Genomic DNA, 22,727 nt, shown 5'->3' with positions numbered 1-22,727 from the left:
ATTGCGTATGTAACAAACAGCGTAGCATAGGTGTTAATTCCCTAAGGCGTTGATTTTGTGCAAATGTGATAAATAGTGTTTGCAAATGTTATTATCAATATCGGCAGATACAATCTCATATTTTAACCCAAAGCAATATCAAAGAAATGATTACACTGACTTTTACTCCTAGGCTCTTAAATTCAAAACTAAACTTCTCTCTTCTTGGTTTGCTATTTCCCGTCACTTCCATTTTCTTCCTAAATATTCGTTTTATGAAATTATAAAATAACATAAGTAAATCCAGCGGATTTACTTATGTTTCGAATTATTTTTGCATACTTGTAAAATATTTTTCCATCAACAAATCACTAAAATCATACAATTCCATAGGCTTGAAGAAATAAAATCCTTGTATATAATCGCAGCCAAACTCTCTGACTGTTTTTAGCTCTTGCTCATTTTCTACGCCCTCAATACATACTGACATACCAAAATTTTTGCAGGAGCTTACTATTCCTTCTAAAAATTTTTTATTTTGCTCAGATTTTACACTTTCTTTTACAAGACTTTTGTCTATTTTTACCACTTTAGCATGATATCTGATTAAAAATGATATTGATGAATACCCTGTACCAAAATCGTCTATTGCTGTGCTCATGCCTATATCATTACATCTTTGTGCAAATTCAAGGACTTTTTCTTTGTCCTCATCATAATTATTCTCTGTAATTTCTACTACAAGCTCATTTCCACATAAGTTATATTTTTTCAATATGCTTTCTATGAACGAAAAGAATTCGACATCTAATATTTGGATATAGCTAACATTTACATGTAATTTATAATCCGGTTTAAATTCTTTCACTTTTTGTGCAATTTTTGCAGCTTCTTCAAATACAAACCTGCCGACTTGCCTTATTAGACCTGTTTTTTCCAATATTGGTACAAAAATCTCAGGTGAAATGGCATGACGCTCATAATTCCATCTTAGAAGTACCTCTGCTGAGACTACCTTGTCCTCATTATCGACAATCGGTTGGACTACGACTCTGAAATTATCAAAATCTGCATACACGCATCGATATAGCTCCAATTCTATTTTATTTAGGTGTCTTCTATATAATATCTCTTTATCAGATAAAATACATATTGCATCTGTATCTGTGTTAGACTTTGCTACTGATATTATTTTATCAAATATGTCTAAGGTGTTTTCAGATAAAATCAGCCTTTTATCTGCAATGTAAGCACCTAGATACACTGTTTTGCTCTTTCTTAATATAAAGCTGTCTTGTAAATATAACTTTGTAATTATATTTTTTATTTCTTCTGCGATTGGCTTTATTTGAGTTAAATATTGCTCATTTAATACTGCTAAAAACTTTACTCCTTCCATCCTATATAGATGGATTTTATCTTTTAGCTCATCATATATGGCGTCAGTTATACTCTTTAAAAAGTTGTCCGCGTACTCTCTACCTCTTAATTCGTTGATAATTCTAATATTATTTAAGGAAAATCCTATCAATCCGACCTTGTCCGAATTAGTGCTTAATAATTTTAACTCTACGCTGTTTTTTCTTTGGAGTTTTGTGACAGGGTCTATATCTATCCCGTCATCAAAGATTTCTAACTTACCTGCAAAATAAACCGGTCTTGCGTCTTTGCGTTTTATCTTGCCTTGACAAACTATCCATCTTTCTATACCATGTGCATCTTTAACTTTATATACTAAATCGTGTACCTGCTCTTTGTTTAAAATCAATTGTTGTATATTATCGTCATAAATTTTTACATCTGACTGATTTGGTATTCTTTTTCTCCACTCATTTGCAAAATCTTTTACTATGTTGGATTCAAAACCAAACATATTTTTTAGCTTGTCTGAAATGTAATAGGTGTTTAACTCTAAATCTCCTAAAAAAATTGTGTTGTTTTTATATGTCAAAATGTCAAACATGCATTCTAGGTCAAAATTGTATTCATTTACAAATTTGCGAAATCTGTCTAGCTCTGAGTTATCTGTATTTTCATAATTATTATACATATCCATCACTCAAACCACTCTCTTGTATATTTCATAAATCAACTTAACACTGATTAAAAAATAATTTCGTAATTATTATACCACAAAAATACTCCATTTATCATTTTTAATTATAAGATTGAAATAATTTTTTTATTATATATTTTGGCTTTTAGTTATGGATTTAAGTCTGATTAGATTTATAACCTAAGGTTACTTATCCTATTTTTTCAGATGCCTTTTTCAAGTCTTTATTTTCGTACATTCTTTTATCTGCCAGCTTTATTAGACGTTCGTAGTTGCAGTCGTTTATTTCCCTAGAGCTGGCTATTCCATAGGCTACTGATAAAAAATATCCCTCTTTTTTGCCTTTATTATCTTCGTCTATCAGTTTCATTAAACTTTCTACATATTTGTAGACTTCTTTTTCGCTTTTAGCCTTTATTATTACTACGAATTCATCTCCGCCATAGCGTATTTTGCTAAAGTCGTCTCCTGTAAAGACAATCTTTAAACAATTGGCAAACCTCAATATTAATTCATCGCCTCTACTGTGACCATAGTTATCATTTGCTGTTTTCAGGTTGTTTATATCAAACAATATAATGGAGTAATCAAGGCTGTCTCTTATCAGCTCCATAACAAATGCCATACCGCTATGCCTGTTGCCAAGTCCTGTGAGGTTGTCCAAATAGGCTATCTCTTTAAGCAAATTTATCTGTATTTCGTAGCTTTCAATTTCTTCTACCTTTACTATATATGTTAATAAAGGTAATATTACAATTATCAGTATAGCTATATTCAAGGGTGCATCACTTATTACAAATACTCTTCCCATGATGCTTATTTTCATGTAGTTAAAATTGTAAAAAACTGCGTGCAAGAAAATCATAAAAAGACTTATTATGCTACCTAATAGTAAAATTTTTTCATGCTTTTTTTGTTTGAGGTAGTCACTAAAAAGTATAAATTGCAACACTATAGATACTGATATTATAAAAAATCTAAATACGCTTACCGTTTGCGATATTAAAAGAATTTTAGAAAAATGCAAAAAAAGAACAACTATTAAGAAAATTGAATATGTCCATTTCATAAAGTTGAGTATTTTTCTAAACTTAGTGTTTTTCTTAATAATTTCTATTACATAAACGCAAAACAAGGCTGAACAGTACAATGAAAAATATTCCAAAAATGATACCAGCTCTAAATTTTTCGTTATAAATTGCAAAACTCCATGAATGCAACAATTCCATAGACCTACGAAAAAGGCTATCGCAAATGCGTATAGCAAATGCTCATTGATCTTTTTTCTTAACATACAAACTAAAATTACGCAAGTATAGCCTATAGCACCTATTGCAAATAATATTATGCTTGTCATTGTACCGAAACTATCATTTATAAAAATGTCTTGCCATACTGCGTCACTTGGTGTAAATTTCAAAAAGTCAATCCACGCATAGGACATATATTCTGCCGGTTTTATTTTAATAAGAATTGATTTGTTCTCTTTTGCTGCATTTTCAAATCTTGCTATGTGATACCCTCTACCTAACATCTCCCCTTTTTCATATAGTGAGTTGCCATAGCTGTATACATTTTCACCGTCTATGTAGATATCCACTGTAGAGCCGTATGTCCTGATTGCTATATTTTCATCATCGCTAGACAATTTTTTGCTAATCGTTACAATATCTCCCTTTTTTACGGGAGGTAGTTTCATTTTGTCTACCAATACATTTTGATATACTTGATTATTTATTTTTAGATTTACTTTTTCTTCTCTCCATGAATTTGTATTGTCATTAGCAAAAAATATAAAACATATTGCCAATATTAGCAGTAAAACAAGGTACGAATTTACTTTTTTTATGATTTTTTCAAATTTGATTGAAATTCACCTCTTTTTTTGCAGTAAATTATGTAGGTGTGCAATTATATATTCTAGTTTTATATATTGTTTTTAAAAGTTTTTAAGTTTCGCACATCTTTAGATATTGTATACAGTTGTATTTTACAACATAAGCTACTGGATATTATAAATTTTCTTTCTAGTAAAATTTACTCATGGATATAATACCATAAACTCATAAAAAAATCACTATATATTATTTTTTTAATGATATTTATAGATTAAATCTAAACAAAGTATGTGACATTGTGTATTGTAATTATTAGTATTTTATCATTTGCTCATAATCTGATAAAAAGGTGAAGATATTTAGAAACAAAATCAGTAAGTAAGTTAGGACTAATAAACTATTTTACATTATATACAATATAAAATAAATTTATGGCATAAAAAAGTCGGGGGATAGAAATATAAAATTTCTATCCCCCGACAGGTTAAAACAATCATTTATTATATTACATAATCTAATCTGATTAGTTGACGCTTATTTGCTTTTGTCCATTTTGCTTTGTAGCCTTTGGCACAACAATTTCAAGTACACCTTTTTCAAGCTTTGCTGATATCTTATCTTCGTCTACATTTTCAAAACGCATCATTCTGCTTACCTTTGTATTTCTTCTTTCCTTATGGATATATTTCTTACCTTCGCTTGCTTTGTCTGTCTGATTATCGCTGTTTATCTCTTCTTTCTTTTCTGCATTTATAGTCAAATATCCGTTCTGCATATATACGTTAACCTCGTTTTTTTCAAAACCGGGCATTTCAGCTTCTACTGTGTAAGCATTGTCATCTTCGCTGACATCTACCTTAAAGGTTGTTTTTTCCATAGCTCTTTGTGAAAACATATCATTGTTGAAAAAAGAGTCTATAAAGTTATCAAAATTATTTAAGCTTGGTGCAAAAAATTCGTCTGTTCTACTTGGTAAATATCTCATAATATGTCCTCCTAAATTAATTTATAAAATAATTCCTTTGAAAAATCTCAGGATTGTTGTAAAATATATCGCAAGCTTTTTGTTATCACTCTTTATCGTTGAGTGCTAACACCTTGTATTAATATTATACTCAAAATTTTTTTTATTAAACATTTTTTTGAAAGTTTTTTAATTTGTTTTCGATGTACTCAAAGCTTTTCTACCTTTAATAAAAAAGGGATGAAAGGTGTGAGCAATATTTTTTTGCTCACAACTTCCATCCCAGTGATTACTATTTATATACTTCTCCCCTGCTGTCAATTTTTATAATCAATATCACTAATTCATTATTAACCACTTTAAATATAGCTGTATACTTTCCAAGTCTAAGTCTAAAAATATCATTATACTTTGTATTGAATAGTATTTAAATTAATTATATGTTTAATAAATGATATCATTTATATTATCGTGTGTCGAATATTTCTATAATAAAGTATTACTATATTTTGTTCATATTTATAAATCAAAATTTGTTGATATTAAGATTTTTCGTCAAATCTTTTTATTTTCTTGACAAATGTGCCACTGCCTCTATGCCCATTGTATTTGGGAACATATCGCAGGGGGTCACTTCTTTTAGCTCGTATTTTCCGCTTGTCAGCAATATTTTTAGGTCCCTAGCCAATGTGGATGGGTTGCATGATATATAGACTATTTTTTCCGGCTCGATTTGGATTAATTTTTCAAGTACGCTTTGTTCACAGCCTTTTCTAGCGGGGTCTAGGACTATTTTGTTTGGTCTTTTTGAGTTATTCATCAGCTCTTGCATTTTATCTTCGACTTTGCCTGCGATAAACTCAGCGTTTGTAATATTGTTTTTAACAGCGTTATTTTTTGCACTTTTTACTGCCTCTTGCACTACTTCGACGCCGTAGACTTGTGAGACTTTTTTTGCCATTAATAGTGATATTGTGCCAATCCCGCTATACAAATCGTAGACTACATCACTTGTTTGCAGGTCTGCATACTCAAAGGCTTTATTATAAAGTTTTTTCATTTGGGTGTAATTTACTTGGAAAAATGATACCGGATAGATGTTAAAATATACTTTGTCAATCTCGTCTGTGATAAATCCATCTCCATATAATGTAATGCTTTCGTTTGACAGTATCACGTTGGTATTTTTTGTATTTATATTTTGGACTATGGTTTTTACAGGTATATTTTTTTCTTTAAATTCTTTTATCAAATAATTTACTTCAAGAGTTTTTTTGCTGTTTGTGACTAATATCAGCATTATATCTGTGTTATAATGTGATATTTTTGTGATTATATGTCTGAGTACCCCTTTGCCTGTTTTTTCGTCATAGATTGAGATTTTATTTTTTACTACAAAAGCTTTTACTATATCCACTATTTTGTTGTTTACTGTGTCTTGGATTTTACAATCTGTAAATGGCACTATTTCGTGGGTTTTTCTTTTGTAAAAGCCTATTTTTATATCTTCTTTGGCAAATTTATTTTCTACTTTTTTATTGTCCAAGGAAATCGGCATTACGCTTTTATTTCTATAATGATAGGGTCTGTCCATACCTATAGTGTCTTTTACTACAGGATTTTTTATATCGCCAAGTCTTATAAGTTTTTGTGTGACTATTTCTTTTTTTAGCTTTAGCTGCTCCTCGTATTTCATATCAAGCAGTTCACAACCACCGCAGATATCTTGGATGTCGCAGATTTTTTTATCACATCTTTTTTTTGATTTTTTGAGGATTTGTATTGTTTTAGCTAAAATGTAGTTTTTCTTTTTCTTTACAATTTTTGCCTTGACTATATCTGCTACTATTCCTTTATCTGTAAATACTGTCAGTCCTTCTACCTTTCCTACTGCTGAGCCTTCGTCTGTTAGGTCTATGATTTCCATTTCAAAAATATTTTCCATTTTTTCTCCGTAATTTTTATTCTTGTGGATTAACTTTTTCCATTTGCTCTTGTCTTGACTGCTCCAGTGAAAATTCACAACCGCAATAATCTTGTCTATATAGTCCATACTCTTTGCTAAGCTGGATTGAATGTTTGTAGCCTTCTTTTTTCTTAAAATCTGCCGGCAGATATTTTATATCATATTTTTCTTGCAAATTGTAGCCGATTTTGTTTAATAATGCAGAATTTTTATGTGGTGATATGCTAAGTGTTGTTGTAAAGTAATCGTATCCGTTAGCTTTGGCATATTTTGCCGCAGCTCCCATTCTTAGGTTAAAGCAGACAGTGCACCTAGCCCCTCCCTCTTTTTCTTTTTCCAGTCCTTTTATTTTTTCGTAAAAATCATCAGGATTATATTCCGTCACTACTAGCGTGCTTTCGTCCAAACCTATATAAGAAATTAATTTTTTAATCTCAACTTCTCTTTTGAAAAATTCTTCTGATGGATAGATGTTAGGATTGTAATAGTATGCTGTGATTTCAAAATTTTCTTTTAACAATGTAATAACGTGAGACGAGCAAGGTGCACAACACACCTGTAGTAAAAGTTTCGGCTTTTTCCCGCCAAATGTCGCAATTTCGTCTTCCATTAGCTTGTTATAATTTATTTTTTGTGTATTATTTTCCATATTAGCCTTTTTACTTGAATAATTTTATAAATTTTTATAATATATTAAATATATATTTTAAATTTTAGATAAAGGATAAAAAATGCCTAGAATAACTGAGATAATCGTGCAAAGTGTGCAAGATGCAGTCAATGCTCAAGCCGGCGGCTCTCAAAGAGTGGAGCTGGTAAGTGCATTATCTGAGGGAGGTCTCACTCCTAGTATTGGTTTAATCTACCACACATTACAAAAAGTTTCAATAGAAGTAGCAATTATGATTAGACCAAATAATATCAGCTTTGTTTATGACAAGTATGATTTAGAAGTGATGAAAAAGGATATTTCAGAGATTGAAAAGCTTGACGGCAACAAAAGAATAGTTTTAGGAGCACTAACAAAAGAGGGCGAAATAGATTTTGAGGCTGTGGACTACCTTATAAAGGACACCAAAATGCCAATCACCTTTCATAGAGCTATTGATAGCTCTAAAAATTATTTAAAATCTATAAAAGAATTAAATAATTATAAAAATATTACACACATCTTGACCTCAGGAGGTGGAGCTAAAGCTCACGAAAATATCCAAAGTCTCAATGACGCAATTGAAATTTCCAATAAAACTATCATTTGTGGCAGTGGTATAACTATGGAAACTATGAAAAAAATTGCAAGCTCCATTAAAAGTGATAAGGTCTACGATTTTCATATTGGCAGCTTTGCTCAAAATGAAAATCAAGTAGTAGATGTGGATAAGGTCAAAGAATTGGTGAAATCCAACGTTTAATAAAATAAATTCAAAGAAAAAGAACTATCCGGCGATAGTTCTTTTTCTTTTGGATTTTTTATACTAGAACCACTGGCAAACAATGCTTGCCCATACTTTATCTTTAATATCTTTTCTGTGATAAATACTGATATAGATGGGTATTGATTGTGCCATTATAGATTTTTCTATTTTTTGAAAAATCTATGCCCACTTTTTCGCCTATATTTTCATCAGGTGTAATTATGAAGTACGAAAAATTGTCTAAGCTTTTAAATAATTTTTTCATACTGGTATACAAATCCTCCAGCTCTTCATCGTCACCAATCCTTACACCATAAGGCGGATTGCATATTATGTAGCCGTCTTGCTCTGTGATTTTTACTTCCTTTACATCTTTTACGCTAAAGTCTATATAATCGGCTACCCCTGCAAGCTCTGCATTTTCTTTGGCTATTTCTATTGCCTCAGGGTCTATATCGCAGGCATATATTTTAAATTCTGAATAATCTTCAAGATTAATATATTTAGAGCGGATTTCATTCCATTTTTTCTTATCTATAAATGGAAGATTTTCTCCTGCAAAATTACGATTTATTCCTGCTTGTATGTTAAGTCCAATTAACGCAGCCTCAATCGCTATAGTGCCACTGCCACAAGTTATATCATATAGTGGTCTTTTGGTTTTCCATCTAGCAAGCATTACCATAAAAGCTGCTATAGTCTCTCTAAGCGGAGCTGCAACCGTCTTTTCTCTATATCCTCTTTTATGAAGAGCCTCACCTGTGGTGTCGATATACAAATGTGCCTCATCCTTATTGATAAAAATGTTAAAGGCTATTTCTACGTCTGAGCTTTCAGATAAAATATTTGTACGAAAAATTTCCATCAATCTATCTGCCATAGCCTTATTAGCAACTTTTTGGATAGCAGGTATGGAGGTAAGTTTTGATTTTACCGACCTTGCTCTTGCAATCGTAAATTTGCAGTCTTTATTTGGTATATATCTTGTGTAATCTTGTTTGAATATGCCGTCATAAAGCTGGTCAAAATCCTTGCAAGGAAATTTGCCTACTTCTATTTGCACTCTTTCTGCTGTACGAAGGCAAATATTGGCTTTTACTATCACTTCATCGTCACCGATAAAGTTTACTCTACCGTCTGTTATTTTAATATTAGTTGCTCCCAGTAGTTTTAACTCATAAGCTACAGTTTTTTCCAAGCCAAATAGGCATGGAGCTACAAGATTATACATATTTTAATCCTCTTTACATTTGACTTGTGCAAGCTCTTCTTGTGGCAAATCCGGTTCTTCTTGGAGTATATATAAGATGCGTTCGCAGTTAGGACATTCCATTATTTCGCCATCTCCAACCTTTTCTATATCTTCATCGGATATTTCTTGCCCGCAGTTGTAGCATTTCCCATCTTCAATCCTAGACATGACCATTATATTTTTTTGTCTTTTTTTATCATAAATTGATAAAACCTCTGAATCTATACTCTTTCTAATTCGTCTTATAGATTTTTCTGTGGAGGATATTTTTTCTTCAAACTTTACAATCTTGTGGTTTTGATTAGTAATAACCCTCAAATATTCTTTTTCTTCGTCATTATAGATTAATTTTTGATGATTCATCTTATCTTTTAGCGAATCTACCATTATAAATAAATCCATAACCTCTTTTTCCAAGACTTGCCTTTGTTTTAGAATTTCCTCCTTACGCTCATTTTTTTGAGTTAAGGTTTCAACACGTTTCCTTGAGTTGGAATATATATACTTTATGATTTTGTTTAGCTCTACTTCACTGTCTTTAAGTTTTTCCTGACTTTTAACAATTCTATTTTTCAGCTCATTTATTGACAGCCTTATTGACTCCTGCTCTTTTTTTAAATCGTCCAGTTTTTTTCTTCCGTCCACAATATCCTTGCATTTTGCAAGCATATCGATGTGTTGCTTTGCTCTATCAATCAATATGTATCCCTTTTGAATTCTTACCAATTTGTCGTGCATATACTTCTCCTAACATTAACAACCCGCTTGCCTAAAAGGATTACTTAGTCCCATAGATTTATATATTGGAATATCTGTATCAAGGCTATTGTTTAACACAATCTCCATTGCAGACGGGAAAAACTTTTCTGTTCCAAAATGTCCTGCATCAAGCGCTGTATCGCCTCTTTGATAAGCATCTTGTGCATCATGATATTTAATGTCACCTGTAATAAGTAAATCTGCAACCTTATTCGCCTCTTCAATGTAAGACGCTCCTGACCCTGTAACCAATGCTACTCTTGAAATAGTTTTATCCTGCTGTGATACAAGACGTATGTCATTTACTTGTAATTTTTGTGAAACAAACCTCACAAAGTCAGCCATTTGCATTTCATTTTTTAAACTTGCAACTTTGCCTATATAATATCCATCGTCCTCCAAATAAAAATCTTCTACATTTTCTACTTCAAGCAGTCTTATTACATAATCGTTAAGCCCGTCTTTAAGTCTGTCAAAATTTGTATGTGCAGCGTACAGAGCTATCCCATTTTTTATAAGCTCCATAGCCAATTTTTGCTTAATATCGTTAGAGGTTATTTGCTTAAATGGGCTAAAAATAAGAGGATGATGCGTAATTATCAGATTAGAGCCATTTTTAACAGCATCATTTATGACATCTTCGCTTAGCTCCAATGACAGCGTGATAGACTTAATCTCACTTTCCATGTCCCCAATCAGCAATCCCACATTGTCCCAGTCATAAGCCATTTCCACTTTAAGAATTTTGTCTAGCTCCTGTTTAAGATTTGCTAATTTCATATCTCACCTTCTCCAATTGATACAAATAAATTTTCTTTGACTCAATAAGCTCTTTTTCAATATTATTTAACTCCAGCTTTTCAATTAAAGCATTCAGCTTATCATATTCACGCTCAAGCTGGCTGATTAATACCTGAGATTTTTTTTTGATATTTATTGTGCCGTATTTTATTTGTACTTGGTTGTTCAAATCAATTTTATACAAACTGTGAGTTTTTTCTGAATTAATTTTCCTAGAAATCATAACTTGATAGACCTTGCCTTGGTCTACAAAAATATGCTCATCCAAAATATCAAAGTCATTTTTAATTAAAAAATATCTCAAATCTCCAACCTGTTGAACGGGCTGTAAAACAAGTGTAGGTATTTTTTCTTTAAACTTGTTTTTATAGCCGTTTTGTAAAATTTCACAAATCAGCTTGCCTCCCATACCTGCAATTATGACTGTATCAGCCTCATCAACATTTAATACCTCAAGCCCATTTCCTACTCTAAAGTCAGATTTTTCAGATAAATTTAGTTTTTCCATAAGGTCAATAGCCTTTTGCACAGACGGAGCTGATATATCTGTAGCTATAATTTTTTTTGCTATATCATTTTTAAGTAAGTCCGCCGGAATGTATCCATGGTCACTGCCAATGTCTGCTATCACTTCCACCGGTGAAATTAAACTTGATATAAATCTTAGCCTTGAACTAATCATCTGCCCCTCAATTACTTTTCAAAAATTGTGATGTATTTTTAATATATTATAACATGAAATTATATAAATTTCAATTTTGTATTTTTTAAAATTTATAATTATAACATCTAGTATTGTAAAATTCAACATAAATTTTAAAATTGATAATAAATTGTAAATTGTTGCAATTATCCAACCTACAAAATTAACTAAACAAATTGTCTAAACAATTCGATATACTATTAAACGCCAAAAAATGTAAGTGTGAGGTAAAAAATGAATATACAAAGTATAAACTGCAACTGTCCAATTACAAGTCAAACAAAATCTACAAACAAGCCTATACCGGTATCAGTAAAGTCCTTTTCTGAGGAAACTGTAAGCTGGATGTACCATGCCGAAAAAAATACTCTATTTACAGCGTCAATGAATATCGGGGATGGAAATATGTATAGCTATAGGGGTTCTTATGCTGAGGACTCCACTGAGCAAAATCCGAAAATAAAAATAGAATATCATTATAATGATGACAAAGAAACAAAAATAAAGTATATAAATCCAAAAGAGGTTGACCCTAAAAATGCTACCGTAGACGAATACAATTGCCTACTTGCATACACAATGGGTAAGACTACCGGAGTTGATATGCCTCACACCACCGGAATTCATTATAATGAAAAAGACAAATACGATTTTGCAGCACTTTTACAAAGAGATATTCAAATGTATAAGATAAATTCAGTGCCACATCACGTTTTAAAATTCCAAAAAATACTAAATCATATAAAGGAGCATATGTCCACCGACCACTTTAAAAATAATGTCGACACGAATAGACATGGTATCGGAGTGGAGCAAGCTCTAGCTATATCTAGAAAATATTACGGGTTCGAGGACAACAGCAAAAAAGTAAATGTGGACTTTTCTTTAGATACAAAAGAAATCGACAATCACCTAAAATCCAACAAGCAAAGACAAATCGAGCAAAGAAAAGAGCAAGCCAAAAGAGCTCAGGCTAAAAGACAACAAGATAAAGAGGAGCTTGAAGAATTGCTAGAAAGGTTAAGACTTGAAAGAAAACTTACACAAGAAAAAATATTCGAGGTACAAGATGAAAGAAAAGCAAATTTATCTAGGATGCAAAGGAAAAATCGGCTAAAAAACAATCCTTATGCCTTGTAAAATTGTCAGATTTAAATTATTATTTGGTTTTGTTGTAAATTTTTATTTTTGTGGTATAATAAAAAGAAAAAAGTAAACCTTATTGGTTTGCTCCTACTTTGATTTTTTAATAATTAAAAAACGTTGTAGTCGCATACAGCGGTTTTTTTCTGCTTACTTTTTCTTTTCTTGAAAAAGGGCAATGATTTGTAGTATCAATTCTATTAGCATTATAACTGTTGTTATAACTTCATATTTTGACATACAACTCACCCCAATCTTTTGTAGATTGGAGCAAAAAGGCTGTACTACTTTTCTCTTTAACAGTGTTATATCATAAAACATATTAAGATAGTAGAGTACATATATTAAAATGAATGGTAAATTTTAGGCAAGCAAAGTTCCCCTTTACAAATGTCATATCATTTCAGCAATTATAAGTTATTGATAAAAAAAGATGGTTACCCAAAAATGGTATCCATCTTTTTTTGTACTGAATATTTAAAAAATATATATTATAAATTTTTATCTGTTTTTTAATCTCTTATTTATATCAACCTGTCTGTCGTTAGCCTGTCTATTATAGTCCTTCATCAATTCATCAAATGTCTTAATATGCCCCGGCTCAGGTTGTCTATCCTTGAGGTTGGCAAGACATTTATATGTAACATGAACTCCTTGCTCCTGAGAGTTTTGGTCTTTTTGTTGCTCTTCCTCATGTCTAGGTAAAACTTCCCCGCAATCTTTTAATGAAAGAGCTATTTTATCTTCTTCTACGCTAAGCACCTTTACCTTTATGTTATCCCCTTGACGGATAAAATCATTTATATCCTTAACAAAAGCACCTGATATATGAGATATATGTATTAATCCTTTTTGGTTGTCACCTATAGCTACAAACGCTCCATAAGGCTTAACATTTATAACCTTTCCATCTACTATACTTCCTACTTCTAACGAGTTAGACATTAAAACATTACTCCCTTAAATATAATTATTGCTGTACTTTCATATTATAACAAAGTGATATCCACTTTGCAAGAATTATTTGATAATAAAAATTTTGCACTTTACATAGCTTAGAATAAATTTGTAATTTTTATGTTAATTTAAGATTCTTTAAAGATTAACTGTTTATTATCTTACCAAAAGTAAATTAAGTGTTATATTTAATATCATACACTTTCATTTACATATATTTAAAAATGCTCACTTATTATTAGTAAATATCTTAGTTAAGTTAAAAAATATTGCATAATTCTTTAAATTTAAATATAATTGTACCACTGAACTAAATTAAGTAAAATTATATTAATATTTGGAGTATATTATGAAAAAACTTTTTGGAACTGATGGCGTAAGAGGTATTGCCAATACAGAGCTAACCCCAGCCCTAGCATTTAATCTTGCAAAAGCAGGCGGATATGTAATAAACAAATATTCACACCATGACGGCAGAAAGCCAATAGCTATCATCGGTACAGACACAAGAATATCCAAAGATATGCTAAAGACTTCGCTAATGGCAGGCTTTATGAGTACGGGCATAAATATCATTGACTGCGGTATAATACCTACCCCTGCTATTGCCTATCTTACTAGACATTTTAAGGCTGATATAGGTGCAGTTATTTCTGCATCGCACAACCCTATGGAGTATAACGGCATAAAATTTTTCAACTCACAAGGTTTAAAGCTTGCCGACTCAATAGAAGAAGAAATTGAAGATTTGATGGATAAAATGCAGTCAGGCGAGTTTACCCCTGAAGTCATGACACACAACCAAATAGGCAGACTGATAAGAAGTGAAAATCCTAAGCAAGTTTATATGCAATTCCTGCTTGACTCCTTTGATTTAAACCTAAAAGGCTTAAAAGTCGCATTGGATACTGCAAACGGAGCATCCTATTCAATCGCTCCTCAGGTCTATAAGGAATTAAAAGCAAATGTATCCGTCACCGCCAACAAACCAAACGGAATAAATATAAACTGGGAATGTGGCTCAACTCATGTAGACAATTTACAAAAATTTGTACTTGAGCAAAAAGCCGACATAGGTCTAGCCTATGACGGAGACGCAGACAGATTAATAGCAGTAGACGAAAAAGGAAAGGTCGTAGATGGCGACCAAATAATGATGATAATTGCAAATTATCTAAAAAATAAAAAGCTGTTAAAAGATAACAAACTGGTTGTCACAGTAATGAGCAACCTAGGGCTTAAAATAGCCGCTAAGAAAAATAATATAGACTTGAGCATTACAAATGTAGGCGACAGATATGTCTTAGAAGAAATGCTTGATAAAGGCTACACTATAGGTGGCGAACAATCCGGACACATAATCTTACTTGACTACAACACTACAGGCGATGGAATACTAAGCTCACTTATGCTATGCAAAATATTAAAAGAGTCCGGCAAAAAATTTAGCGAGCTTACAAAGATAATGACAGTATTACCTCAAGTTTTAGTAAATGTAAAGGTAAAAGACGAGTTTAAGACAACTTATAAGGATATCCCTGAAATTTCAGAAAAAATAAAAGAAATAGAAAATCAGCTAGGCGAATCCGGCAGAGTGCTAATAAGACCATCAGGCACTGAGCCACTTATCAGAGTAATGATTGAGGGCGAAAATGAGGATGATATAGGTGTAATGGCAAATGATTTAGCTAACCTGATTGGGGAACATTGTAAAAAATAATTTGTACATTCTAAGGAGAATTCATGAAGTTATTAAATTTTTTCAAAAAAAGAAAAAAATTATCAATCTTTTTGATTATTTTACTCTTAGCTCTATTAATTTCAATTTTTATGCCAAAGCCCGACAAAACTCCATTAGTTGCAACCACTCCACTATCAAAGGGTGAAATAACTAAAACAGCAGATGTCAGCGGCAAAATAGAGGCAAATGACTCAGCAGAAATAACAGCACCATACAACTTTAAAATAACAAGCATTTGTGTTAAAGAAGGTGATTTTGTAAAAGCCGGTCAAGTCCTTGCGACACTAGATTCTCAATCTCTTGTAGATGAGATAACTCTATTAAAACAAGATATTGCAGCAGATGAAATGAGATTAAACGAGTCTTATCAAGAGCTTAATTATATAAACAAGTCTACGGATTCTCTTAAATTAAATATAGAAAATGCAAAACAAAAATATGAACAAGCAGTGACTAATTTAAACAGACAAAAAGAACTCCTTGATGCCGGAGCTGTAGCTCAAATAGACTATGAAAATGCACAAAATGAAGTAACAGCAGCTGATATAGCTGTAAAACAAGCCGAAGAGGCTCTTGCTAAAGCTCAAACAGATATTCAAAGCCAAGTTCATTCAGCTACACCAAAAGAGTCAACTAAAATAATGCTTGCGTCTAAAAAAACACAGCTTGCCCAAAAACAAGCAAAGCTTTCTGATTTATCCATAAAATCACCAATAGACGGTACAGTTACTAGAGTATACTCCAAGGTTGGAAGACTTGCACAAGATACAGAAGACCACAAGCCAATGTTTGTAATAGAGGACGAGTCCGCAACATATTTGTCTGCAAAAGTTGGCGAATATGACATTTCAAAGGTAAAAGAAGGACAACAGGTAAAAATTACCTCCAACGTATTGGATAAAGACTCTATAACAGGAGTAGTAGAAAGAATATCTCCTACTGCTGAGCAAAAGATAAACTCCACATCTATGGTAGTCCCTGTAAAAATATTAGTAACACAACCTGACAGTAGACTTATTACCGGTGTAGATGCAAAAGGAACTATCACAATTTCCACTAAAAACGATATATTTATAGCCTCCTTTGATTCAATAGGAATTGATGACGATAAAAATTATATCTATACTGTCGAAAATGGTAGCCTTAAAAAAATATATGTAACACAGGGTCTTGATTCCGATTTTAACGTAGAAATAATTTCAAATGAATTAAAAGAAGGTATGCCAATAGTATCTCCAATCGAAGAGACTTACACAGATGGCATGAAAGTAAATATAGCAACAGAAAATGAAAATGCAAAAGTGCAGACAAAAACTGAAGAAAACACAAAATAATATTTAATTAAGGTAATAATTATTAAACATTTTCATTTTGGAGCTATTATGCAAACAATATTAGAAGTAACAGATATTAGAAAAAAATATGTCATGGGTGACAACGTACTTGAGGCATTAAAAGGAGTCTCCTTTAAAGTAGAAGAAGGAGAGTTTGTGGCAATAATGGGAGCATCCGGCTCAGGCAAATCCACCCTTATGAACATAATCGGCTGCCTTGACCTGCAAAGTGAAGGCAAATATATGCTTGACGGCATAGATATAAAAGATAAAACGGAAAATGAGCTGTCAGATATCAGAAATAAAAAAATCGGATTTGTATTTCAATCCTTTAACCTGATTTCTAGAATGAGCTCACTAAAAAATGTTGAGCTGCCTATGATATACAAAAAAGGTATGAACGAAAAACAAAGGCTCCAAAGAGCTACATATCTGCTCACTCAAGTCGGACTGGAGCAAAGACTAAATCATGAGCCAAATGAACTCTCAGGCGGTCAAAGACAAAGAGTAGCTATAGCTAGAGCCTTGGCAAATGACCCTCCTATCATACTTGCAGACGAACCGACCGGTAATTTGGACTCAAAATCCTCAGTAGAAATCATGGCAATATTCAAAAAATTAAATGACGAGGGAAAAACTGTCATCATTGTAACTCACGAGGACGATATAGCGTCATACACAAAAAGAATTATAAGATTTAAAGACGGTAATATAGTATCTGACTTACCAAATGAGCAAAGAACAATACCTCAAAATATTTAGATATGGAGACGAAATGGTATTATTATTAGAAAATTTTAAAATGGCTCTTTCCTCTATAAAATCAAATAAAATGAGGTCATTTTTGACAATGCTAGGCATTATCATCGGTATCACCTCAGTTATTACTATATCTACAGTAGGAGAGTCAACAAAGACAACATTAAATAAATTTATTTCAGGTTTTGGTAAAAATAGAATAATGATTTATATTAATTGGAACTTACCTGACTCAGAGGTCTCTGACAATGCTTTTTTTGATTTAGACGATGTTGAAAAAATAAAGGATAAATTTACCAAAGAAGTCTCTTATATAACTCCATCGCTATTTTACAAGCAAAAACTGACAAACGGAAAAAAAGAAACTCAAGCATCACTTGAGCCTGTTGATTATACAGCAATAAAAGAAATTACAACCGCAAAAATAATATATGGCAGAGATTTCAAAGAAAGCGACCTGATTAACCACAAAAATGTAGTATTAGTTGACAGTATAATAGCTACAGCCTTATATGGAAAAGCGGATATTGTAGGAAAGGTTTTAAATCTTGAAACAGGTGGAGGAGATAGACAAGATTTCTTAGTAATAGGAGTATTTAAATCAGAAAAAACAATTTTTGACAACATGAACGGAAATCCACCTTCCATTTATGCTCCATATACCAGCATAACTACTGGAGGACAAGGGTTATCCTATCTTGACATTAAGATAAATGAAAACTATAACTCCGAAAAAGAGGGCAAAAAGTTAATTAAATATATGTCAAAATTTAAAGAAGTCGACCCAAAAACATACGAGCTAGTTACACTGGAAGAACAAGCCAACGAAATAAACGGTATGCTTAGTACCATGTCAATGGGTCTTGGTGCGATAGCTGCCATTTCCCTAATAGTTGGAGGTATCGGTATAATGAACATCATGCTGGTATCTGTCACAGAGCGTACTAGAGAAATAGGTATCAGAAAATCAATCGGAGCTAGAAAAAAAGATATTTTGATGCAATTTTTGATTGAGTCAATAATACTTTCTGCTCTAGGCGGATTAATCGGTACTATCTTAGGTATAGGCATATCGCAAATAATTTCAGGTCTTATGCAAGTCGATGCCACAGTATCATTGACATCAATATTAATTGCAGTAGCCTTTTCAACATTTGTCGGAATATTCTTCGGACTTTACCCTGCAAATAAAGCGGCAAAGTTAAATCCAATAGATGCATTGAGATATGAATAAAAAAGATAAAAAAATGAAAGCAGATGATAATACATTTGCTTTCATTTTTTTATATTTTTAAGCTCAAATTTAATTTTTATTTACTATTTATACCTCTTTTTACTACATACTTGCCTTTCCCACTATTTTTTGCCCTATACATTATTTTATCAGCTATTGTATACATATAGTTAAATAAATCTTGAGCATATTTAAAGTCCCACTCATTTTTAGCATCATCAAATCTTGTAATAAAATACTCAAGAGTTTTGCCCTCAAAATATTTTTTTGCTTCTTCTTTTGCTGCTGCTTTTTTTGCGTCAAGTTTTTCGTTTTCTTTGACTTTTTTATATTTAATAAATTTGCTTGCTTATTTTAATATATTTTCTTAAAAAAACAAGTGATTTAACTAAAAAAATTAATAAATTTACTATAATTTTGACACAAAGTCATTCTATGCCGTATTTTTCAATAATTTTAGTAACTACTTCAATATATTTTTCTCTTAATTACAAATAAAAAAATAAATGGAAAAATTTAAAAATTAAATTTAATCCATTTATTTTACTTTTATCTATTTTTTGATACGCTAAATTTTTCTACATCATTATATCTAAAAGCATACCCCTAATAGAGTCCATTCTTTCAAGCAATCTCTTGTGGTCAATTTGCCCAGCTATAAAATCCTTAGTCAGGTTGTCCAATTCCCTGTCTACAGTTTTAACTATAGAATAATTTCTAAACCTGCCCTTTCTATCCAAAAAACTTTCATTAGAAAATTGCTGAGAATTACTAGTAGCTACATTCAAAAATTCCTTGACTAATTTTTTGTATTCCAAAACGTCCTTTAAATACACTTTGTCTCCAATTTTGTCTGATTGCTCAGTAATCTTGTCAAAAATCTTTTCCAGCTCTTCTTTTACAGACTCAGATTTTATATTTTTAAATTTTTCTAAAAACTCTGACCTACTCTTTTGTTTTGGAGATAGTGCCTCTAATTCTCCAAGTTTTGCAACAGTCTCCATCTTTTTTGCTTTAAGTGCATTGGCATGCTTAGATATTGCATCTACCGCCGGATTTACAGTATTTTGTGTATTTTTTACACCTTCCATAGCCTTATAATCTCCTATATAAATTCTTTGTAAAAGAATTGTTAAATCTGTTTTAATTTTTATCGGCAACTGTTAAAATAATCTTTAGAGACACCTCAAATAATCACAAGCTTTATTGTTTATATTTTTAATTATATGATATAATTGAAAATATAACAAGTTAAAAGTTGTTTGTACTATTTATAACCCTTTAGGAGGCAAATAAATGGAAGAAATAAAAAATAAAATTTACGCTTATCTTTCTCAAAAAGATGTGCCACCTCAAAATATCCAGCAAATAATGACACAAATTGGATATTTTGACCAAAAACCGCTTACAAAATTGCTTGGTGAAATGATGAACGAGGGATTAATAGTAAAAACTAACAAAAAAGAAAAATATTCAATCCCAAAAAAACTTTCAATGGCAGTCGGCATACTGCTTATGAACCAAAAAGAGTTTGGCTTTGTAAGACAAGAGCTTGATGCCCAAAATGACATATTCATATCCAAAAAAAATCTTGGAGGTGCTTACGACAAAGATAAAGTCCTTGTGCTTATAACACAGCAAGCTGACAGAGGCTACAAGGCAGAAGGGAAAATAATACAAGTTTTAGAAAGAAACACCCAAACCTTAATTGGCAGATACCAAAAAGAGAAAAAATTCGGATTTGTAATACCTAGCAGCAGGAAATTTACCTCAGATATATTTATCCCTGGAAAATACGAAAATGGTGCAAAAAATGGAGACATTGTTGAAGTACAAATAACCGAGTATCCTAAAAAAGACAAAAATGCCGAGGGTAAAGTCAAAAAAGTAGTCGCACTAAAGGATGACGAGGACATATATTTCAAAATAATACTAGCAGAAAATAAAATCAGACAAAAATTTGGCTCAAAAGTAGAAAAAGCCTTAGAAATAATACCTGATAGTGTTGAGCCTTACATGGCTAAAGACAGAGAAGATTTAAGAGATGAATTTGTATTTACAATAGACGGATTTGACGCTAAGGACTTGGACGATGCAATTACCATAAAAAAACTAGACAACGGAAATTACAAATTATACGTTCATATTGCAGATGTCAGCGAATATGTAACCGAAAACTCTGCAATAGACAAAGAGGCTTTTAAAAGAGCAACATCTGTATACCTTATAAATGTGGTCTACCCAATGCTACCCGAAAAATTATCAAACGGAGTATGCTCTTTACACCCACACGTTGATAGATTAGCCCTATCTTGCATAATGAATATAAATCCGGAGGGAAAAATTTTAAACAGCGAGGTCAAAAAAACACTTATAAACTCCAGTGCAAGACTTACCTACGATGAAGTATCAGATTACCTAGAAAATGGAGACGAAAAAGTTTTAATTAAATCTGAAAAGCTAAGAGAAATATTGACAATCTCTCAAGAGCTGGCAAAAATACTAAGAAACGCCCGTATGCAAAACGGTTCTATGGATTTTGATTTTCCTGAAAGCTTAATAGAAATGAATGAATACAACCAAGTAACAAATATTTCTATAGAAGAAAGGCGTATTGCAAATAAAATCATAGAAGAATTTATGCTTGCCGCAAATAAAACCATAGCAGAAAAATATTTTCACCTTGACCTGCCATTTGTATACAGAGTCCATGAAAAACCCGACCCTGAAAAATTACAAAAACTTCTGCCGGTATTGCAAAGTTTCGGCTACGATATGAAGATTAAGGGCGAAGTAAATTCTAAACAACTTCAAGAATTATTAAGTAAACTAGAAGGAAAAAAAGAACAACGACTAATTTCTACATTAATACTAAGAAGTATGTCAAAGGCAAGATACAGCGAGCTTTGCCTAGGACACTATTCATTAGCGTTTAAATACTACTGTCATTTTACATCACCTATCAGGCGTTATCCTGACCTGCAAATACACAGGATAATAAAAGAATTTATTGATGGCAAAATTGACAAAAAAAGAAAAGCTTCCCTAATCGAAACAGTCAAAAAATCCGCTGAGCAATCCTCTATTATGGAGCTGGTCGCTGATAACACAGAAAATGACGTGGACGATTTAAGAAAAGCACAATATATGAAAAAATATGTAGGAGATGTATTTGACGGGACTATCTCTTCAATAACAAACTTCGGCTTGTTCGTAGCCTTATCAAATACAGTAGAAGGTTTAGTCCGCTATGAGTCAATGATGGACGACCACTATGAATTTGATGATATAAACTACACAGCTACAGGTAAAAGAACAGGTAAAGTCTATCAAATAGGTGACAGTCTGAAAGTTAGATTAGCTAGAGTTTCTCAGGAGCTTAGACAAATAGATTTTGAAATTGAAAAATAAAATTATTCATTATATTTTTATCGCAAATTTTTCGTCAGTTAAAAACGCTTTACAATAGACAAAAAATTAATTTAAATTTAAGAAATTTCTATCAATGTCTTGAATTTCTTTTAACATTATGCTACAATTATTTAAATTTTTAAGGTACTGGACGATTTACACATTTGTATTCTACAAAAACACATATATCGTCATAGTACATAACACATTTTATATTATACGAGGTGACTTAATGAAATCTTTAAAAAAGTTTTTAGCTTTGTCTCTTATGCTATGTATGGCTTTCGTAATGACTGCCTGTGGTGGCGGAGATAAAAAAGCTGAAGAAGAAAAAAAGGCTGATACAGCTGCTACAGAAGACACTAAAACTGATGCACCAAAGGCTGATTTCCATATCGGTATAGTAACTGGTACA

At 31.8% G+C, this 22,727-nt stretch carries 18 protein-coding genes and 1 pseudogene; 8 read left to right on the top strand and 11 right to left on the bottom strand.

The features are described 5' to 3' along the window. Positions 1–307 precede the first annotated feature (307 nt). The 5 genes from BBG48_RS08380 to BBG48_RS08360 all read right to left on the bottom strand — a co-directional run bounded on the left by BBG48_RS08380 (position 308) and on the right by BBG48_RS08360 (position 7,452). The gene (locus tag BBG48_RS08380; protein WP_158527920.1) at positions 308–2,029 is read right to left on the bottom strand and encodes a bifunctional diguanylate cyclase/phosphodiesterase; all 1,722 of its coding nucleotides are present in this window, start codon (positions 2,027–2,029) and stop codon (positions 308–310) included. 196 nt (positions 2,030–2,225) lie between these two features. Then, positions 2,226–3,734, bottom strand: coding sequence for a GGDEF domain-containing protein (locus tag BBG48_RS08375; RefSeq protein ID WP_147292840.1), 1,509 nt, complete (start codon positions 3,732–3,734; stop codon positions 2,226–2,228). A gap of 662 nt (positions 3,735–4,396) precedes the next feature. Next, positions 4,397–4,858, bottom strand: coding sequence for an Hsp20/alpha crystallin family protein (locus BBG48_RS08370; protein WP_068914050.1), 462 nt, complete (start codon positions 4,856–4,858; stop codon positions 4,397–4,399). Positions 4,859–5,402: 544 nt separating this feature from the next. Then, positions 5,403–6,782 (bottom strand): 23S rRNA (uracil(1939)-C(5))-methyltransferase RlmD, encoded by a 1,380-nt coding sequence (gene rlmD / locus BBG48_RS08365; RefSeq protein ID WP_068914049.1) that lies wholly within the window; start codon positions 6,780–6,782, stop codon positions 5,403–5,405. 16 nt (positions 6,783–6,798) lie between these two features. After that, positions 6,799–7,452, bottom strand: a complete 654-nt coding sequence (locus tag BBG48_RS08360; protein ID WP_068914048.1) for an epoxyqueuosine reductase QueH — start codon at positions 7,450–7,452, stop codon at positions 6,799–6,801. 82 nt (positions 7,453–7,534) lie between these two features. Between BBG48_RS08360 and BBG48_RS08355 the strand changes: the two genes are divergently transcribed. Beyond that, positions 7,535–8,215, top strand: a complete 681-nt coding sequence (locus BBG48_RS08355) for a copper homeostasis protein CutC (RefSeq protein ID WP_094754498.1) — start codon at positions 7,535–7,537, stop codon at positions 8,213–8,215. A 103-nt stretch (positions 8,216–8,318) separates the two neighbouring features. Here BBG48_RS08355 and BBG48_RS08350 read toward each other — a convergent pair whose 3' ends face one another. Genes BBG48_RS08350 through BBG48_RS08335 form a run of 4 tightly spaced genes read right to left on the bottom strand, consistent with a single transcriptional unit; the run spans position 8,319 to position 11,712 of the window. Then, positions 8,319–9,449 carry a THUMP domain-containing class I SAM-dependent RNA methyltransferase gene (locus tag BBG48_RS08350; protein ID WP_068914047.1) on the bottom strand — a complete coding sequence of 377 codons (1,131 nt, stop codon included), beginning with the start codon at positions 9,447–9,449 and terminating at the stop codon, positions 8,319–8,321. 3 nt (positions 9,450–9,452) lie between these two features. Beyond that, positions 9,453–10,208, bottom strand: a complete 756-nt coding sequence (locus BBG48_RS08345) for a hypothetical protein (protein ID WP_068914046.1) — start codon at positions 10,206–10,208, stop codon at positions 9,453–9,455. Between the two features lie 15 nt (positions 10,209–10,223). Then, positions 10,224–11,009 (bottom strand): Nif3-like dinuclear metal center hexameric protein, encoded by a 786-nt coding sequence (locus BBG48_RS08340; RefSeq protein ID WP_068914045.1) that lies wholly within the window; start codon positions 11,007–11,009, stop codon positions 10,224–10,226. Next, entirely contained in the window at positions 10,990–11,712 is a 723-nt protein-coding gene (locus BBG48_RS08335) for a tRNA (adenine(22)-N(1))-methyltransferase (RefSeq protein WP_068914044.1), read from the bottom strand. The genes BBG48_RS08340 and BBG48_RS08335 overlap by 20 nt, the downstream gene beginning before the upstream one ends. 255 nt (positions 11,713–11,967) lie before the next feature. Between BBG48_RS08335 and BBG48_RS08330 the strand changes: the two genes are divergently transcribed. Next, positions 11,968–12,873: a hypothetical protein gene (locus tag BBG48_RS08330; protein ID WP_068914043.1), complete on the top strand. Its 906-nt coding sequence runs from the start codon at positions 11,968–11,970 to the stop codon at positions 12,871–12,873. Positions 12,874–13,377: 504 nt separating this feature from the next. Here the strand turns inward: BBG48_RS08330 and BBG48_RS08325 are convergent. Then, positions 13,378–13,821, bottom strand: a complete 444-nt coding sequence (locus tag BBG48_RS08325) for a S1 RNA-binding domain-containing protein (protein WP_068914042.1) — start codon at positions 13,819–13,821, stop codon at positions 13,378–13,380. A gap of 361 nt (positions 13,822–14,182) precedes the next feature. Here BBG48_RS08325 and glmM point away from each other — a divergent pair, with 361 nt between their 5' ends. Genes glmM through BBG48_RS08305 form a run of 4 tightly spaced genes read left to right on the top strand, consistent with a single transcriptional unit; the run spans position 14,183 to position 18,901 of the window. Then, complete coding sequence (gene glmM, locus BBG48_RS08320; protein WP_068914041.1) at positions 14,183–15,553, top strand: phosphoglucosamine mutase; 1,371 nt, start codon at positions 14,183–14,185, stop codon at positions 15,551–15,553. Between the two features lie 23 nt (positions 15,554–15,576). Further along, a complete protein-coding gene (locus tag BBG48_RS08315; protein ID WP_068914040.1) occupies positions 15,577–16,908 on the top strand; it encodes an efflux RND transporter periplasmic adaptor subunit in 1,332 nt (443 codons plus the stop codon). A gap of 48 nt (positions 16,909–16,956) precedes the next feature. Next, positions 16,957–17,670 (top strand): ABC transporter ATP-binding protein, encoded by a 714-nt coding sequence (locus BBG48_RS08310; protein WP_068914039.1) that lies wholly within the window; start codon positions 16,957–16,959, stop codon positions 17,668–17,670. Positions 17,671–17,683: 13 nt separating this feature from the next. After that, positions 17,684–18,901, top strand: a complete 1,218-nt coding sequence (locus BBG48_RS08305; RefSeq protein WP_068914038.1) for an ABC transporter permease — start codon at positions 17,684–17,686, stop codon at positions 18,899–18,901. A 578-nt stretch (positions 18,902–19,479) separates the two neighbouring features. Here BBG48_RS08305 and BBG48_RS08300 read toward each other — a convergent pair. Beyond that, positions 19,480–19,905, bottom strand: a complete 426-nt coding sequence (locus BBG48_RS08300) for a YaaR family protein (RefSeq protein WP_408608357.1) — start codon at positions 19,903–19,905, stop codon at positions 19,480–19,482. 292 nt (positions 19,906–20,197) lie between these two features. Between BBG48_RS08300 and rnr the strand changes: the two genes are divergently transcribed. Both rnr and BBG48_RS08290 read left to right on the top strand, forming a co-directional pair. Further along, positions 20,198–22,312 (top strand): ribonuclease R, encoded by a 2,115-nt coding sequence (rnr, locus tag BBG48_RS08295; protein WP_068914036.1) that lies wholly within the window; start codon positions 20,198–20,200, stop codon positions 22,310–22,312. Positions 22,313–22,544: 232 nt separating this feature from the next. Then, positions 22,545–22,727 (top strand): annotated as a pseudogene (locus BBG48_RS08290) (hypothetical protein); the annotation flags it as partial.

Source organism: Criibacterium bergeronii, from assembly GCF_001693775.2.
GTDB lineage: Bacteria > Bacillota > Clostridia > Peptostreptococcales > Filifactoraceae > Peptoanaerobacter > Peptoanaerobacter bergeronii.
This window is presented reverse-complemented; position numbering and strand designations above follow the sequence as displayed.